Origin of the sequence: Streptomyces sp. NRRL WC-3605, assembly GCF_001509795.1 — a bacterium.
GTDB classification, from domain to species: Bacteria; Actinomycetota; Actinomycetes; order Streptomycetales; family Streptomycetaceae; genus Streptomyces; species Streptomyces viridochromogenes.
The window spans coordinates 12,836-29,366 of record NZ_LLZN01000058.1; the positions used below are offsets into that span (position 1 = coordinate 12,836).

General features: G+C 72.5%; 20 protein-coding genes. 15 read left to right on the forward strand and 5 right to left on the reverse strand.

Features of this window, described 5'->3' with window-relative positions:
• Positions 1-25 precede the first annotated feature (25 nt).
• From ADL34_RS18370 to ADL34_RS18380, 3 genes are read right to left on the reverse strand one after another with little or no spacing between them, the layout of a single operon-like run.
• Positions 26-1,231, reverse strand: a complete 1,206-nt coding sequence (locus ADL34_RS18370; protein ID WP_063892311.1) for an Nramp family divalent metal transporter — start codon at positions 1,229-1,231, stop codon at positions 26-28.
• Positions 1,228-1,908, reverse strand: a complete 681-nt coding sequence (locus ADL34_RS18375; protein WP_062668831.1) for a YoaK family protein — start codon at positions 1,906-1,908, stop codon at positions 1,228-1,230. The genes ADL34_RS18370 and ADL34_RS18375 overlap by 4 nt, the downstream gene beginning before the upstream one ends.
• A gap of 3 nt (positions 1,909-1,911) precedes the next feature.
• A complete protein-coding gene (locus tag ADL34_RS18380) occupies positions 1,912-2,955 on the reverse strand; it encodes a cupin domain-containing protein (protein WP_062668832.1) in 1,044 nt (347 codons plus the stop codon).
• A 332-nt stretch (positions 2,956-3,287) separates the two neighbouring features.
• On the opposite strand from ADL34_RS18380, the gene ADL34_RS18385 reads away from it, so the two are divergent.
• From ADL34_RS18385 to ADL34_RS18410, 6 genes are all read left to right on the forward strand, one after another.
• Positions 3,288-3,479, forward strand: a complete 192-nt coding sequence (locus ADL34_RS18385; RefSeq protein WP_062668833.1) for a hypothetical protein — start codon at positions 3,288-3,290, stop codon at positions 3,477-3,479.
• Positions 3,480-3,758: 279 nt separating this feature from the next.
• Entirely contained in the window at positions 3,759-5,912 is a 2,154-nt protein-coding gene (locus tag ADL34_RS18390) for an ATP-binding protein (RefSeq protein WP_062668834.1), read from the forward strand.
• Between the two features lie 92 nt (positions 5,913-6,004).
• Positions 6,005-6,439, forward strand: coding sequence for a roadblock/LC7 domain-containing protein (locus tag ADL34_RS18395; RefSeq protein WP_062668835.1), 435 nt, complete (start codon positions 6,005-6,007; stop codon positions 6,437-6,439).
• 2 nt (positions 6,440-6,441) lie between these two features.
• The gene (locus ADL34_RS18400; protein WP_055619132.1) at positions 6,442-6,813 is read left to right on the forward strand and encodes a DUF742 domain-containing protein; all 372 of its coding nucleotides are present in this window, start codon (positions 6,442-6,444) and stop codon (positions 6,811-6,813) included.
• Positions 6,791-7,390: a GTP-binding protein gene (locus ADL34_RS18405; protein ID WP_062668836.1), complete on the forward strand. Its 600-nt coding sequence runs from the start codon at positions 6,791-6,793 to the stop codon at positions 7,388-7,390. The genes ADL34_RS18400 and ADL34_RS18405 overlap by 23 nt, the downstream gene beginning before the upstream one ends.
• A 61-nt stretch (positions 7,391-7,451) precedes the next feature.
• The gene (locus ADL34_RS18410) at positions 7,452-8,030 is read left to right on the forward strand and encodes a GAF domain-containing protein (protein ID WP_062668837.1); all 579 of its coding nucleotides are present in this window, start codon (positions 7,452-7,454) and stop codon (positions 8,028-8,030) included.
• A 149-nt stretch (positions 8,031-8,179) separates the two neighbouring features.
• Here ADL34_RS18410 and ADL34_RS18415 read toward each other — a convergent pair whose 3' ends face one another.
• The gene (locus tag ADL34_RS18415; protein ID WP_062668838.1) at positions 8,180-8,821 is read right to left on the reverse strand and encodes a GPP34 family phosphoprotein; all 642 of its coding nucleotides are present in this window, start codon (positions 8,819-8,821) and stop codon (positions 8,180-8,182) included.
• A 157-nt stretch (positions 8,822-8,978) separates the two neighbouring features.
• Positions 8,979-9,269, reverse strand: a complete 291-nt coding sequence (locus tag ADL34_RS18420) for a muconolactone Delta-isomerase family protein (RefSeq protein WP_062668839.1) — start codon at positions 9,267-9,269, stop codon at positions 8,979-8,981.
• A 114-nt stretch (positions 9,270-9,383) separates the two neighbouring features.
• Between ADL34_RS18420 and ADL34_RS18425 the strand changes: the two genes are divergently transcribed.
• From ADL34_RS18425 to ADL34_RS18465, 9 genes are all read left to right on the forward strand, one after another.
• A complete protein-coding gene (locus ADL34_RS18425; protein WP_062668840.1) occupies positions 9,384-10,331 on the forward strand; it encodes a LysR family transcriptional regulator in 948 nt (315 codons plus the stop codon).
• 132 nt (positions 10,332-10,463) lie between these two features.
• Complete coding sequence (locus ADL34_RS18430; RefSeq protein ID WP_062668841.1) at positions 10,464-11,177, forward strand: SDR family NAD(P)-dependent oxidoreductase; 714 nt, start codon at positions 10,464-10,466, stop codon at positions 11,175-11,177.
• Between the two features lie 33 nt (positions 11,178-11,210).
• Positions 11,211-11,579: a YybH family protein gene (locus ADL34_RS18435; RefSeq protein ID WP_062668842.1), complete on the forward strand. Its 369-nt coding sequence runs from the start codon at positions 11,211-11,213 to the stop codon at positions 11,577-11,579.
• Between the two features lie 166 nt (positions 11,580-11,745).
• On the forward strand, positions 11,746-12,774 hold the full coding sequence (gene tdh / locus ADL34_RS18440; protein WP_062668843.1) for an L-threonine 3-dehydrogenase: 1,029 nt from the start codon (positions 11,746-11,748) through the stop codon (positions 12,772-12,774).
• A 19-nt stretch (positions 12,775-12,793) separates the two neighbouring features.
• Positions 12,794-13,987: a glycine C-acetyltransferase gene (locus tag ADL34_RS18445; RefSeq protein WP_062668844.1), complete on the forward strand. Its 1,194-nt coding sequence runs from the start codon at positions 12,794-12,796 to the stop codon at positions 13,985-13,987.
• A 71-nt stretch (positions 13,988-14,058) separates the two neighbouring features.
• Positions 14,059-14,958: a LysR family transcriptional regulator gene (locus ADL34_RS18450; protein WP_062668845.1), complete on the forward strand. Its 900-nt coding sequence runs from the start codon at positions 14,059-14,061 to the stop codon at positions 14,956-14,958.
• A 46-nt stretch (positions 14,959-15,004) separates the two neighbouring features.
• Positions 15,005-15,589, forward strand: a complete 585-nt coding sequence (locus ADL34_RS18455) for a helix-turn-helix domain-containing protein (RefSeq protein ID WP_062668846.1) — start codon at positions 15,005-15,007, stop codon at positions 15,587-15,589.
• Positions 15,586-16,119, forward strand: a complete 534-nt coding sequence (locus ADL34_RS18460) for a GNAT family N-acetyltransferase (protein ID WP_079034216.1) — start codon at positions 15,586-15,588, stop codon at positions 16,117-16,119. The genes ADL34_RS18455 and ADL34_RS18460 overlap by 4 nt, the downstream gene beginning before the upstream one ends.
• Positions 16,120-16,149: 30 nt before the next feature.
• On the forward strand, positions 16,150-16,509 hold the full coding sequence (locus tag ADL34_RS18465; protein WP_062668847.1) for an MmcQ/YjbR family DNA-binding protein: 360 nt from the start codon (positions 16,150-16,152) through the stop codon (positions 16,507-16,509).
• Positions 16,510-16,531: the final 22 nt, after the last annotated feature.

The following is a 16,531-nucleotide window of genomic DNA, read 5'->3' on the forward strand; positions in this document are numbered from 1 at the left end:
GTGGGTGGACCCGTGGGTTCGTGGCTCAGGGGAAGAACTGCTCCAGGAGCAGGGCCGCGTCGAGCAGGGTGACGGCCGCGATGGCCGCTCCCAGACCGGCCTTCACCGGAAGGCTGTTGACGTGCTCGCCCATCACACGGCGGGAGGAGGTCAGCAGTCCGAGCGGGACGAGGACGAGCGGCAGACCGATCGCGAGCACCACCTGGCTCATGATGAGCGCGCCGACCGGCGAGACACCGGCTGCCAGCAGCGCGACCGCGGGCAGGACGGTGATCAGACGCCTCAGCGACCGCGGCATCCGGCGGCGCATCAGCCCGCTCATCACCACCTCGCCCGACTGGGTGCCCACGGCCGTGGAGGTCAGCCCGCTGACGAGGAGCGCGACCAGGAACGCGGTCTGCGCGGCGCCGCCGGCCCGCTCCGACAGCCCGCGGGCGATGTCGCCGAAGTCCTCGCCGCTCAGGCCGTGCAGGGCACCGGCGCCGACCACGACCATCGCGGCGTTGATGCTCCCGGCGAAGAGCATCGCCAGGATCACGTCGGCGCGGTGCGCCCGCAGGCGCCGGTGGGTCTGCGCGAGGGCGCTGTGGACGTGGATGGCGTGGGGCATGATCGTGGCGCCGACGATGCCCGCCGCGAGGTACAGGGCCCCGTCGCCCGGCAGGGCCGGCACCATGCCGGTCCCCAGGGCGTGCAGCGGGGGTGTGCGGTACGTCAGGCAGAACAGGAAGGCCCCGCCGATGACGCAGAGGGAGACGACGGCCACCCCCTGCAGGAACCGCTCGCCCAGACGGTCGCCGGCGGCCAGGACGACCCCGCCCACCACTGCGGCGATCGCTCCGCCGACCGGCAGCGGAACTCCGAACAGCAGGTACATCGCGAAGGCCGCACCGATCACCTCGGCCACGTCCGTGGCGATCGCGACGGCCTCGGCCTGCAGCCAGTACGCCACACGCCAGGGTGTGGAGCAGCGCTTCGCGACCAGCTGGGGGAGGGTGAGGCCGGTCGTCGCCCCCAGCTTCGCCGCCAGATACTGCACGGGCCCCGCGACCAGCGTCGCCAGGACGACCACCCACAGCAGGGCCGTGCCGAACTGCGCGCCGGCCGTGACGTTGGTGACCAGGTTGCCGGGGTCGACGTAGGCGATGGCCGCGACGAAGGCCGGGCCGAGCAGTCGCGCGGACGAGCGGCGCGACCGCGGCGGCGAGGGTGCGAGGCGGGCGGTCGTCACGGTGCGGGGCTCCCTGCCCTGGGGAGTGCGAGGATCGCGACGGCGGTGCCGACCGCCGCCACGGCGGGGCCGAGCCGGGCGTCGATCTCCATGGCCCCGGAGGCCGCCAGGGCACCCAGGACCAGCGCCACCACCACGGCCACGCGGACGCCCGAGTGCCGGGTGCTGCCGTCGGCGGCGTCCTGCGCCAGGCTGGTCAGGGTGCCGGTGACGAAGGTCGTGGTCACCCCCGCGCCGTGCGCCGACCGTTTGGCGGCGGCGGTCTGGGCGCCCATCGCCGCGGCGGACGCCGCGAGCATCAGCAGCCGGAGCGTGGTGTCCGGGGTGGAGTGGACCGACCGGAGGATCAGCACCACCAGATCGAGGGCCACCACGGCCAGCAGCACGGCCCTGATCTGGCTCCACCGCGCCTTGGGGTGCTTCGGCGCCGCCCTGGAGGCCAGATACACCGCGATCAGGAAGGCTCCCAGCGCGGTGGCCGCTCCCGAGACCAGGGCCCCGTATCCCGGCCGGCTGGTCAGGCCGGACAGGATGAGGCTGCCCGTCATGTTGGCGGTGAACACACTTCCGAGCTGGACGAAGGCGAAGGCGTCACCGGCTCCTGTGGCGAAGGACAGCAGCACGGCCACGGCGGACAGACGCGTCGGTGTCGGCGCCGCCGGCGAGGTCGCCCGCACGGATCAGGATTCCTTCGCCGGCGGCGTCGGGTTCTTCCGCGGGACGATCAGGGGGTCGGCCGTGGTGAAGGGGAAGTCCGGCAGACTGCGCTCGTCCACGCCGAGGGTGGACGCCATCACCTCGGGGGAGAACGCGGTGGCCGTCGTCCGGTAGCCGATGTCACCCGGCGTCGGCTGGTCGAAGAAGATCAGGAAGTGGAACGCGTCGTCGCCGAGCACCTCGATGTGGTGCGGGTAGGCGCGCGGCACGAAATAGACGTCCCCCTGCTCGAGTTCGTACTCGTCCAGGGTGACGTCGGGATCGAGGATGCGCATACGGGCCCGTCCCCTGGCCACGTATCCCATCTCCGCGGTCACGGGATGCCAGTGCGCGTCCCGCATCCCGTTCTCCTTGATCCGCAGGGAGTACATCGAGATGTCCTCCAGGGCCGCCCAGAACTGCTTCCGCGCCAGCCGCGCCGACCCGTAGTCGTACGTCGTCGGCGCGTGCTGGCCCTCGACGTCGAAGAGATGGGCGTTGGGGAAGCGCTGGGTGGGACTCACCGAGGAGTTCGTCCCGCGCGGGAGGATCTGCTGGGCGTCCGGCCGCGCGAACGCGTCGAAGGCGGAGGACGGCAGACCGTAGGTGTTGCCGAGCACGGAGTCCGTCATCGCCGAGAGGCTGTCGCGCAGGGAGAAATGCTGGGGCTTATCGCTGCGCAGGGCGATGATGACCTCGGCCTCGGTCGCCCCGAGGTTCTCTATGTGGTAAACGGTTCCGGATTCCACGTGGTACATGTTTCCCTCGCCGGCCACGAACGACGAGAATTCGTTTCCGGAGCCCAGCATCGATATGAGCACTTCGCCTCGGACGACATAAGCGAGCTGGTTGGCGTTGACATTCCATTGAGGTTCCCTGATCGCGTTCGGTCCCAGGATCACTCGCTTGATCGACAGGCCGTCGAGGATGGACAGGCCTTGTCGGTCGACCACTTGGATGCTGCCGAGATCGCTCTCGAACAGTGGGGGACTTTCGTTCAGGGAGACCCAATGCGCAGAGGGGGCCATGTCGATCACCTTTTCGAGACGCCTTCTCTCAAAGCTGACACGGGTTATTGAAAAGCGCACCTTGAGCAACTCGCTGCTCTGGCCGGGTGGATGATCCGCGGACGCGCGGCCGACCGGGCCGAGAGAATTCTCCGGCCGGTGAGATGTGGACGCGGTGGTACGCCAAGTCCCGTGCGGGGCGAACGCGCCTGGCGGAGCGTCAGGCGCCCGGTGTCGCGTGTATGTGGTGATCGACACGACGGCGTCATGGCGTCGCGTACGGCACCTGCGCGAGCCGTGCCCTCGGCAACTCCGTTGACTCTGCCATGTGTTGTGGAGGGCGCGCCGGGCGCATGGAGGTGCTCGGGGGCGCCCGGATCGCCGCGTGCGCCGTCACCGTCGGTGACGCTCTGGGGGCGTGCGGTGGGGCGTGGCGGGCGCTCGGTGCCCCGCCGGAGGTCGGGGCGGTACGCGGGCGTGGCTCCAGTGAGAGGTGGAGGCCGCGCCTGGTGCTGGTCGCACTCGCCGACGGCGACCACTTCTGACCAGCTCTGATCGCTCGCTGACGCTTTCCGTATGAGTGTCGTGACCGGTTATCGGTCTGTCGTACGAGCGCTCATACCAGAGCGGGACGCCGTCTGCGGGAGTTTGTCAACTGCCCACCGCACTTGATGCGGAGGCGACTACTGTGAGTGTCCGTCGGGCGACACGCAGCCGAATTCCAACGGTTCCGTCGACCGGCACGAGAAGGCGCACAGCCCCGGGCCCGCGCAGACCGCGTGCACCCCCAGGCCCCCGACCGACGGACCAGTACGAGGACCCCGATGTCTCAACTCCGCGCCCCGGCCACACGCGCTGACCGCCGTGAGGGCGGGAGGCACGGGCGCCCCGCCGCCCGTCCCGCACCCGCGCTGCCCGAGACCCAGATCCGGCCCCAACTGCTGCGCCTGGCCGTCCTGCCACCCGTGGCGGTGTCCCTGAGCGGCAGCGCCGCGGTGCTGTTCGTCGTGCGCTCCACCGGAGCACGGCCGACCCCGGTCCTGTGGGTCGTCCTGGCCGGCGCGCTCTCGGTGACCCTCGCGGGCATCGTGATCGCCGCCGTCGCCGCCGACCGCGCGGCCCGGACCGTGAGCCGGCGCGTCGGTGCCCTGCGCCGCGCCAGCGCCCGGGGCGAGGCCGAACTGCGCTCCCTCGTCGAGGCGTTGCGGCGCGGCGACGGCCCGCCCAAGCGCACGCCGCGCGACGGACCGCCCGACGACGCCGACGACTTCGACCTCCTCGCCGCCGACCTGGCCCGCGCCCACGACGGCGCGATCCACGCCGTCGTGCAGGCCTCCCAGTTGTCGAGCCAGGCCGGCAGCGAACAGAAGCTGGAGGTCTTCGTCAACCTCGCCCGGCGCCTCCAGTCGCTGGTGCACCGGGAGATCTCCATCCTCGACGAGCTCGAGAACGAGATGGAGGACCCGGACCTCCTCAAGGGGCTCTTCCACGTCGACCACCTCGCCACCCGCATCCGGCGGCACGCCGAGAACCTCGCCGTGCTCGGCGGCGCCGTCTCCCGGCGGCAGTGGAGCAACCCCGTCCCGATGACCGAGGTGCTGCGCTCGGCCATCGCCGAGGTCGAGCAGTACTCCCGAGTGAAACTGGTGCCGCCGATCGACGGCACCCTGCGCGGCCACGCCGTCGCCGACGTCATCCACCTCCTGGCCGAACTGGTCGAGAACGCCACGGTGTTCTCCGCCCCGCACACCCAAGTGCTGCTGCGGGCCAACCTGGTGACGTCCGGACTGGCCGTCGAGGTCGAGGACCGCGGACTCGGCATGCCCGTCGGCGAACAGGCCCGCATGAACGCCCTGCTCGCCGACCCCGACCAGGTCAACGTCGCCAGCCTGCTGTCGGACGGGCGCATCGGCCTGTTCGTCGTCTCGCAGCTCGCCAAGCGGCACGGCATCCACGTGCGTCTGCAGACCAACATCTACGGCGGCGTCCAGGCCGTCCTCGTCGTCCCGCAGGGACTGCTCGGCGCGGAGCCCGGCGCCCCCGCCGGCGCGCCCCGGGCCCAGGAACCCCGCATGACGGAGGCACCGGGTGGCCGGCCCGCCGTTGCGGCCACCCCCGTACCGCTGCCGCCGCAGCCGGGCGCACGGCAGGCGGCGCCGAGGCCACCGCAGCACCGGCGGCCCGACCCGGAGACGCCCGCGGACGGCACACGGGGCGCGTCCCAGCCCGACCGGACGGCCCCGCGTCAGACGCGGCAGCGCACCGGCACGCGCGGCACCGTCCCGGCACCCGCCAAGGGCGAAGGACCTCCGCTGCCCGTGCGCAGCGCCCACCAGGGGCGGGCCAACCCGGCGGAGGCGATGCCCGGCATCAGCGACGCCGACCGCCGCCAGCTCGCCGAGAACAGCGTCGGACCGCTCACCCCGCGCACCGGTACCGTCCGCGGCACCATGGGCAAACCCCAACTGCCCCGACGCCGCGCCCAGGAGCACATCGCGCCGCAACTGCGGGACGGTCCGGTGGCCCGCCAGGAGTCCGACCAGGTCGCCGGGCACGACCCGGGACTGATGGCCGCCTTCCAGCGCGGCATCGGACTCGCCGAGACCCAGCAGCACATGGAGTCGACGCACACGTCCGCGGCCCACATGGACACAAGCCACCACCTCCCCGTGGCACACATGGGTTCAGGACACACAGTCCTGCCCCACATGACCAGCCTGCCGTCCATGGAGGAGACACCCATGGACGCGTCCCCCACCGAGACGTCCCCCAGGGACACGTCCATCCTGGGCGCCTCCTCCCTGGACATCGAGCCCATGGGCGTCCCACCCATGGGTGCCGCCTCGCCCATGGGCCCACCCTCCATGGGCGCGGGCACGTCACCCACCGGCCCGGTCCCGACGGCCGACGCCGATCCCGGACAGCCGTCCGGTACCGACCAGCCCACTTGGCCCGACGGGAGCGCACCGGCCGGATGACCACGTCCCTGACCCACCCGCCGTCCGCCCGGATCCCCACCCACGCACTCAGCGCTCCCGCAGACCTTCGTACCTCAAGGAGTCGATCCATCATGGCGAGCGAAGCGCCGACCGCCCATGTGTCCGACCTCGACTGGCTGATGAGCGGCCTCGTGCAGCGCGTGCCGCACACCTCCAGCGCGGTCCTCCTGTCCTGCGACGGGCTCGTGAAATCGGTCCACGGGCTCGACCCGGACAGCGCCGACCACATGGCGGCCCTCGCCTCCGGCCTGTACTCCCTCGGCCGCAGTGCCGGCGTCCGGTTCGGAGACGGCGGCGACGTCCGCCAGGTCGTCGTCGAGCTCGACTCCGCCCTGCTGTTCGTCACCACGGCCGGCTCCGGCACCTGCCTGGCCGTCCTGGCCGGCCGGGAGGCCGACGCGGCGGTGCTGGGCTACGAGATGGCGATGCTCGTCAAGAGCGTCCGCCCGTACCTCGTCACCGCACCCCGGCAGCACGCCGTCGACCCCTCGGCGCTGAGGCCTTGAACGTGACGGCGGCCGGCGACGGGCCCTGGCTCGACGACGCGGCCGGACGGCTGGTGCGCCCCTTCACGGTCAGCAACGGCCGCACCCGGCCCACCGTCGCGCTCGACCTCATGTCACAGGTGATGGCCACCGGGGCGACCCCCCTCGGCTATCTGGGCCCCGAGCACGAACAGGCCCTCGACCTGTGCCGTGCCCCGGTCTCGATCGCCGAGGTCGCCGCCCACCTGAAGCTGCCGGCGGCGGTCACCAAGGTGCTGCTGTCGGACCTCGTCGACTGCGGGGCGCTCACCACCAAGCCCCCCGAGTTCCACCACAACCCGACAGACCGGGCTCTTCTGGAGGCAGTGCTCGATGGACTACGACGACAGCTCTGATCCGTTCCCCACCGCGTTGAAAATCCTGGTGGCGGGAGGGTTCGGGGCAGGCAAGACCACCTTCGTCGGCGCGGTGAGCGAGATCGCGCCGCTCAGCACAGAGGAGCTGCTCACGACCGTCAGTGCCGCGACCGACAGCCTGGAGGGCGTGGAGAACAAGGTCGAGACGACGGTCGCCATGGACTTCGGCCGCATCACCCTCGACCCGGAACACGTCCTGTACCTCTTCGGCACCCCCGGACAGGAGCGCTTCTGGTTCATGTGGGACGAGCTCTCCGAGGGCGCGCTCGGCGCGGTCATCCTCGCCGACACCCGGCGCCTGGAGGACTGCTTCGCCGCCGTGGACTTCTTCGAGCAGCGGGGCCTCGGATTCATCGTCGCCATCAACGAGTTCGACGGCGGCTACCGCTACGACCCGGAGGAGGTCCGGGCCGCCATCGACCTCGACCCGGAGGTCCCGGTCGTCCGGTGCGACGCCCGGATCTCCAGTTCGGGCGTCCAGACCCTGCTGACCCTGGTCCGGCACCTCCTCGCCCACGCGCCGGCCCCCGCACCGAGCCACGGCGCCCACAGGTGACACCCGCACACACCCGCACGGAGCCGCATATGACCCGCGTCCACAGCGACGGAACCCGCCCATGAGCTACGGCCCACCGCACCCGGTCGCCCGCCTGCTGCTCACCCCGGAGGACAAGGAGGCCCCCGCCCGCGCCCAGCGGTTGCTCGACATGGGCCTCGGGGACCACCCCGATCCGGCCCTGGACGTGTTCGCGGGCCATCTCGCCGAGCTCACCGCGGCACCGTACGCCATGGTCAACTTCGTGGGGGAGAGCCGGCAGTTCTTCGCCGGGCTGCACGTGCGGCCCGCCGTCGACCTCGCGCGCGCCGGTGACAGCAAGCCGCGACTCGGCCGGTACCTCGGGCGCGACCGTGGGTTCTGCCCCCATGTGGTCGTCCGCCGCAAGGCGCTGGTGCTGGAGGACGTCCGCGACTACCCCCGGTTCGCCGGGAACCCGATCGTCGACGAGTTCGGCGTCCGCTCGTACCTGGGCGCCCCGCTGATCGACTCCACCGGCATGGTGCTCGGCACCGTGTGCGTCGTCGACATGGATCCGCGGCCTTGGGGGAGGGCCGGGCTGGAGACCATCAAGGCGTCGGCCGTGGACCTGGTGGCCCGCCTGGAGCGACGGCGCGCGGACGGACTGCCCTTGCTGTGACCCGAGCCCGAGCCCCGAGCTCCCGCCCGCTCCCTCACCTGGGCGTACGCGGACGCCCCGACCATGCGGCGAGGTGAGGTGCCAGGCGCCGCGTGCCGGACGGGACCAGCGGAACACGCGCGAGCCGGTGAACCTTTCCGGTCACAGCACTAGAAGCCCCGCCACACGTTGTCGAAGGCGGCGTCCTCGATCGCGCGCCGCTGGCGTACGGCCTCCAGCTCCATCACCGCGTTGCCGAGCGCGGCCAGCACGGCCGCGGACGTGTCGTCGGTGAGCGCGTCCGTGCCGTCCGAAGCCTCCCCGTCGCCGGATGCCGCCGGCCCGTCCGCCGGCCCGGAGCCGATGCCGGCGGCGGCGCCCAGGGCGGCGAGCAGCGGTTCGTGCGACGTCCAGCGATCCTCGGCCCGCTGCCGGGCCGCCGGGTCGCCCGGCACCGTCCGCGCGGCGCGCAGCGGAAGACGGAACCCCCGCGACTTGGACATGGTCCCCGTCTGCTCCAGGTCCTCGACGTACGCCGCGGACAGGCCGCGCCCCCGGCGCCACAGCCAGTCCTCGACCGACTCGTACGGTTCCTGCCGTACGAGAGCGGTGGCCGCCTCGTCGAGCAGCCGGTCACCCGTGGGGGCCTGCGCGTTCGGGGCCATCCGGTCCTCGGCGAGGGTCAGGGCCCCGGCGTCGAGGAGGTCGAACACCTCGGCCGCCGCAAGCGCCAGGGACAGCTCGCCCTGCTCCACGCGCTGGTCCCGCGCCAGATCCAGGGCGACGATCGCGAGGTCCCGTGCGGTGTTCATGAGCGGCTCCTGGTCGGTCGGCCCGCCGGGGCGCCCGGGCGTGTGCCCGGCACCGGCGGTCGGGTGTCCTGCCTCGATTGTCGCCGGGATCGGGTGACGGCGGGGCCTTCCGCCGCCGCGGACCGCTACGGACCGGTCCGCGGCACGGCGAGGGCCGTCACCGGCTGCCCGGATCGTTCGGATGGGGCTCCAGCGGGGTGACGGCCGCCGTCATCCACGGCCACAGCGGAAGCGTGCCGAGCACCTTCGCGCGCAGCTCCTCCTCGTCGGCGGCCCGCCACACGCCGATGCTGCGCCGCTCGCCGACCGGACGCCACAGGCGGGCGAGGTGACCGGTGGCGGCCAGTTCCGCGGCGCGGACGGCTTCCGCGGCGCGCCGCCGGTCGACCTCGTCCTGACCGGTGCCGTCGGGAATCGTGGTGATCAGTTCGACCAGGAACTCGCGCATGGCTCTCGTCCTCTCGGAGTGCGGGCGGCCGTTTCCAGCATGGGCACCCCCGCGCGCCCCCGCCACTACCGGCGTCCTCGCTGCTGGGAGGCGCGGCCTCCCAGTGCGCGTAGCATGACCGGCGTGGAGCTGCGTCAGCTGCGGTACTTCGTCGCCGTCGCCGAGGAACTGAACTTCGGTCGTGCCGCCGAGCGTCTGCTGATCGCGGGGCCGTCCCTCTCGCAGCAGATCAAGGCGCTCGAACGGGACCTCGGGGTGCGGCTGTTCGACCGCGACCGGCGCTCGGTCTCCCTCACCCCCGCGGGCGCCGCGCTGCTGCCCGCCACCCGTGACCTGCTGGAGCGCGCGGACGAGCTCAAACGCCGGGCCCGCCGGCTGTCGGGCTCGGAGTCCGTCCGGCTCGGGTACGTCAACTGGCTCCCGGCGGACCTGACCGCGCGCACCGCCCCGGTCGCCCGGCTGCGCATCGACGCCTGGGTGGCGCCGTCGCACACGCAGGCGGCCCGGGTGGCCGACGGGAGCCTGGACCTCGCCGTGTGCTGGGTGCCGTCCGAGGACCTCGAACGGCTCGGGCTGCGGGCCCGGCTCATCGGGGCCGACCGTCTGTACGCCGTCGCCAAGGGGACGGACACCGCGGAGGTGGCGGCCGGGGACACCGACGTCCTCATCGACGGCGACCTCACCTCGTGGGCGTCGTGGAACCGGTACGCCGAGCGGCTGACCGAGGACGTCGGGGCCCGCGCGGTGCGCATCTCCGACGGGGCGATCACCGGTCCCGCGTTCTTCGACCACGTACGCCGCTGCACCCGGCCCGTGCTGAACTCGCCGAAGGGGCAGGTGAGTCCGCTGCCGCCCGACCTGGTCCGCCGTGAGGTCGTCGGGCCGAAGGTGTACTGGACGTGGTCCCTGGTGTGGCGGGCGAGCGAGGACCGAGCGGGTGTGCTGGGCGTGGTGGACGCCCTGAGCGAGGGCGTGGGGGACCTCGGCGTGCACGCCCCGGACGCCTGGCTGCCGGCCGACGATCCGCACGCGGTCCCCGGCCGGCCCGCGCTGGAAGCCTGAGCCTCCCAGACGGGAGGAAACGGGTCCCGCGAAAGGGCCCCCGAACCTTTGACGCAGTCGTGTGCCCGCCTTACCTTCCAAATAGGCGACCGGTCGGCTAGTGATCGGTCAACCACCGGAAGGCTGGACATCATGAGCGCAGGCATCCAGAAGGTCGCGATCGTCACCGGCGCCTCCCAGGGCATCGGGGCCGCCGTCGTCGAGGGCTACCGCAAGCTCGGGTACGCGGTCGTCGCGACCTCGCGCACCATCGCCCCCTCCGACGACCCCGCCGTACTGACCGTGCAGGGCGACATCGCCGACCCGGCCACCGCGGAGCGCGTCGTCACCGCCGCCATCGAGCGGTTCGGCCGGATCGACACCGTGGTCAACAACGCGGGGATCTTCGTCGCCAAGCCGTTCACGGACTACACCGCCGAGGACTACGCCGCCGTGACCGGGATCAACCTGGACGGCGTCTTCCACCTCACCCAGCGGGCCGTGCCGCATCTGCTGGCCCAGGGCGGCGGGCACGTCGTCAGCATCACCACCAGCCTGGTGGACAACGCCGACTCCCGCGTCCCGTCCGTCCTGGCCTCGCTGAGCAAGGGCGGCATCCAGGCCGCGACCAAGTCCCTCGCCGTGGAGTACGCGACCCGAGGCATCCGCGTCAACGCCGTGTCGCCCGGCACCATCAAGACGCCGATGCACCCCGACGAGACGCACGAGTTCCTCTCCGCCCTCCACCCGGTCGGACGGATGGGCGAGATGGGTGACGTCGTCGACGCCGTGCTCTACCTGGAGTCGGCGCCCTTCGTCACCGGCGAGATCCTGCACGTCGACGGCGGTATGAGCGCCGGTCACTGAGCGGCCGACGGCATACCGGGAAAGGATGGGGCCATGAGTGCCACCACCGATGACGAGACGGTCCTGCGCGAGCTGCTGGAGCGCTGGCGGACGGCCGTGGACGCCCACCGGCCGCAGGACGTGGCCGCCCTCTTCACCGAGGACGCCATCTTCCAGGGCCTGCACCCCTACGGGGTGGGGCGGGACGCCGTGGCCGCGTACTACGCCTCCCAGCCCCTCGGGATGCGGGCCGGCTACCGGATCCTGGAGACCCGGCGGTACGCGGACGACCTGGTGCTCGGGTACCTGGACGCCGAGTTCACGTTCACCGACCGCGACCCGGTCACCGTCAAGCTCGCCGTCCTGGCGCGGCGGCAGCGGGACGGCTGGGCCCTCGCGCACTACCAGGTCTCCCGCCTGTAGCAGGCCCCGAGGAGGGGCGTGAAGAAGAGCTGTGGCGCCGCTTAAGAAATCCTCGATGGACCGGCGGGCCGCGGTGCGGCAGATTGCTACGCGATTCCACCCCTCTTCCCGGGCCCGGGCCTTCTCGGCACGCCCGCGTCCGGGACTCACCCTCAGGAGCCGTAGCGTGAAGGCGCTGGTCAAGGAGAAGGCGGAGCCCGGACTCTGGCTCGCGGACGTCCCGGAGCCCTCCGTCGGGCCCGGCGACGTACTGATCAAGGTGCTGCGCACCGGCATCTGCGGCACCGACCTGCACATCCGCTCCTGGGACGGCTGGGCGCAGCAGTCGATCCGCACCCCGCTCGTCGTCGGCCACGAGTTCGTCGGCGAGGTCGTGGAGACCGGCCGGGACGTCGCCGACATCAAGCCCGGCGACCGGGTCAGCGGCGAGGGGCACCTGGTGTGCGGCAAGTGCCGCAACTGCCTGGCCGGGCGCCGTCACCTGTGCCGGGCCACGGTCGGCCTCGGCGTCGGACGCGACGGCGCCTTCGCGGAGTACGTGGCCCTGCCCGCCGCCAACGTGTGGGTGCACCGGGTCCCCGTCGACCTCGACGTGGCCGCGATCTTCGACCCGTTCGGCAACGCCGTGCACACCGCGCTGTCGTTCCCGCTGGTCGGTGAGGACGTCCTGATCACCGGTGCCGGGCCGATCGGGCTGATGGCCGCCGCGGTGGCCAAGCACGCCGGCGCCCGCAACGTCGTGATCACCGACGTCAGCGAGGAGCGCCTGGAGCTGGCCCGCAAGATCGGCGTCAGCCTCGCCCTGAACGTCGCCGGCTCCACGATCGCCGACGGCCAGCGCGCGCTCGGCCTGCGCGAGGGCTTCGACATCGGCCTGGAGATGTCCGGCAACCCCGTCGCGATGCGCGACATGATCGCCAACATGACGCACGGCGGCCGGATCGCCATGCTCGGTCTGCCCGCCGAGGAGTTCCCGGTCGACTGGGCCCGGATCGTCACCTCGATGATCACCATCAAGGGCATCTACGGCCGGGAGATGTTCGAGACCTGGTACGCGATGTCGGTGCTCCTGGAGGGCGGCCTCGACCTCGCCCCCGTCATCACCGGCCGCTACGGCTACCGCGACCACGAGGCGGCGTTCGCGGACGCCGCCAGTGGCCGCGGCGGCAAGGTCATCCTCGACTGGACCGCGTAACCCCCTAGGAGCCTGTCCCATGTTCGACTCCGTGCGCGACGACCTCCGCGCCACCCTCGACGAGATCCGCGCGGCCGGCCTGCACAAGCCGGAGCGGGTGATCGACACCCCGCAGTCCGCGACCGTCAACGTCACCGCGGGCGGCCGCCCCGGCGAGGTCCTCAACTTCTGCGCCAACAACTACCTCGGCCTCGCCGACCACCCCGACGTGATCGCCGCCGCCCACGAGGCGCTGGACCGCTGGGGCTACGGCATGGCCTCGGTCCGCTTCATCTGCGGCACGCAGGAGGTGCACAAGCAGCTGGAGGGCAGGCTCTCCGCGTTCCTCGGCCAGGAGGACACGATCCTGTACTCCTCCTGCTTCGACGCCAACGGCGGTGTCTTCGAGACCCTGCTCGGCCCGGAGGACGCGGTGATCTCCGACGCCCTCAACCACGCCTCCATCATCGACGGCATCCGCCTGTCGAAGGCCCGCCGCTTCCGCTACGCCAACCGCGACATGGCGGACCTGGAAGCCCAGTTGAAGGACGCCTCCGACGCGCGCCGCAAGCTGATCGTCACCGACGGCGTGTTCTCGATGGACGGCTATGTGGCGCCGCTGCGCGAGATCTGCGACCTCGCCGACCGCTACGACGCCATGGTCATGGTCGACGACTCGCACGCCGTCGGCTTCGTCGGCCCCGGCGGCCGCGGCACCCCCGAGCTGCACGGCGTCATGGACCGCGTCGACATCATCACCGGCACCCTCGGCAAGGCCCTCGGCGGCGCGTCCGGCGGCTATGTGGCCGCCCGCGCCGAGATCGTCGCCCTGCTGCGCCAGCGCTCCCGGCCCTACCTGTTCTCCAACACCCTCGCCCCGGTGATCGCGGCGGCCTCCCTGAAGGTCCTGGACCTGCTGGAGTCGGCGGACGACCTGCGGGTGCGGCTGCGTGAGAACACGCAGCTGTTCCGCCGCCGGATGAGCGAGGAGGGCTTCGAGATCCTCCCCGGCGACCACGCCATCGCGCCCGTGATGATCGGCGACGCCTCCAAGGCGGGCCGGCTGGCGGAGCTGCTGCTCGAGCGCGGCGTGTACGTGATCGGCTTCTCGTACCCGGTCGTGCCCCAGGGCCAGGCCCGCATCCGCGTCCAGCTGTCCGCCGCGCACTCGACGGACGACGTGAACCGCGCCGTCGACGCCTTCGTCTCCGCCCGCGCGGAACTGGAGGGCTGAGGCCGGACACCCGGTGCGCGCCGGAAGACCGGCGTCCGGCGCGCACCCGACATCTTGCGATAATCGATCCCATGATCGAAGCGCGGCGGCTCCACATCCTCCGTGCGGTGGCCGACCACCGCACCGTGACGGCGGCGGCCGCCGCGCTGTACCTCACCCCGTCGGCGGTGTCCCAGCAGCTCACGGCCCTGGAGCAGGAGACGGGCCACCGGCTGGTGGAGCGCGGCGCCAAAGGCGTACGGCTGACCCCGGCCGGCGAGATCCTGCTCAGCCACACCAACGCCGTCCTCGCCCAGCTGGAGCGGGCCGAGGCCGAGCTCGCGGCCTACAGCTCGGGCGCGGCCGGCACGGTCACCGTCGCCTCCTTCGCCACCGGCATCGCCCTGGTCGTCGCACCGGCGGTGGCCCACCTCGCCCGGACGTCCCCCGGCATCCGTCTGCGCGTCCTGGACGCGGAGGGCGACGCCAGCCTTCCGATGCTGCTGGACCGGCAGATCGACGTCGCGGTGGCCGTCGAGTACCGGGGAGCACCCGCCGACGACCCCCGGCTCGCCCATGTGCCGCTGTACGCGGAGCCCTTCGACGCGGTCGTCCCCGTCGGCCACCGACTGGCCGGCGCCGACGTCGTCCCGCTCGCGGAGCTGGCCAAGGACACCTGGATCGGCCCGTACCCCGGCAACCCCTGCCACGACGTGGTGGTCCTGGCCTGCGAGAGCGCCGGGTTCCAGCCCCGCCTCGACCATTCCTCCGACGACTTCCGCGCGGTCGTCGCCCTCGCCTCGGCCGACGCCGGGGTGGCGCTCGTCCCGCGCTCGGCGCTGCGCGGCATGGACCTCACCGGGGTCGTCGTGCGCCCCGTGGACGGGGTCGCGCCCACCCGCCGGGTCTTCGCCGCCGTACGGCGCGGAGCGGAGGAGCACCCCCTGATCAGCCCGGTTCTCGACGCCCTCGGCGCGGCGGCGGGGGAGTGAGCCTTTCGTAACACCGCCGTCCCATTCGCGGGATAGCGTCCCGGACATGAGACAGACGGCGACCGGCAGGACCGTCGACACGGTCGACACCAGGCTGGCCGCGCGGCTCGCCGAACTGCGGGCCGAGCGCGGCTGGTCCCTTGGCGAACTTGCGGACCGCAGCGGGATCAGCCGCTCGACCCTCTCCCGCGCCGAGCGCGCGGAGACCAGCCCCACGGCGGCCCTGCTCAACCGGCTCTGCCATGTGTACGGCCGCACCATGTCCCGCCTCCTCGGCGAGGTCGAGTCGGCCCCCGCCCCGGTGGTGCGGGCGGCCGACCAGCAGGTGTGGCAGGACCGCCCCTCCGGTTTCGTACGGCGGTCCGTGTCGCCGCCGCACGCCGGGCTGCGGGCGGAACTGGTGGAGGGACGGCTCGGCGCGGGCGCCGACATCGCCTACGACCGGCCGCCCGTACCGGGACTGGAGCAGCACCTGTGGGTGCTGGACGGAGTGCTGGAGGTGACCGTGCAGGAGAGCGGGCACCGGCTGGAGGCGGGGGACTGCCTGCGGACCCGGGTGTGGGGGGCCACGCGGTTCCGGTGCCCGGGCCCCGGCGAGGTCCGCTACCTGCTGGCGGTGGTGCTGCCGTGACCGTGACACGCCTGGACGGCACCCGGCTGCGCGCGTGCGCCCGGGACCTGGCGGCACTCCTGGTGGACACCGTGGCGGCCGGGTCCTCCGTCGGCTTCCTCGACTCCCTGGACCTCGCCGCGGCCGAGACCTGGTGGACGGGGCGCGTCGACGCGGTGGACCGAGGACTTCTGGCGGTGTGGACGGTGTACGACGGCGGAGGAATCGACGGGACGGTGAGCCTGGCTTTCGCCGACAAGCCCAACAGCCGGCACCGCGCCGAGGTCGTCAACCTGATGGTGCACCCCCGGGCCCGCGGCCGGGGCCTGGGCCGCACCCTGCTGACGGCCGCCGAGACGGCCGCCGCCGACGCCGGGATCACCCTGCTCCACCTGGACACCGAGACCGGCAGCCCCGCCGAACGCCTGTACGGCTCGTCCGGCTGGACACGTGCCGGCGTCATCCCCGACTACGCGACGAGCCCGCAAGGAGAGCCGCGTCCCACGACGATCTACTACAAACGCCTGGGCGTTCCCGCTCCCACCAGGTGAGTGTCAGTGCCGGCCGCTACGGTTCCGGCTATGCCGGACGCCGAAGACGTACGCCGTATCGCCCTGTCCCTCCCGGACACCACGGAGAAGATCGCCTGGAGCATGCCCACGTTCCGGGTCGCGGGCAAGATGTTCGCCACCCTGCCCGAGGACGAGACCTCCCTCGCGGTGCGCTGCCCCAAGGAGGAACGCGACGAACTGGTCCTCGCCGAACCGGACAAGTTCTGGATCGCCGACCACGAGGCCCAGTTCGCCTGGGTGCGGGCCCGGATCGCCGCCCTCGACGACGAGGACGAACTGCGCGCCGTCCTCGCCGACTCCTGGCGCCAGGCAGCCCCCACCCGACTGCTGGACGCCTACCCGGAGCTGGGACTGCCCCGAGGCGAATGAGATCGCTCTCCACGTCGCCGCT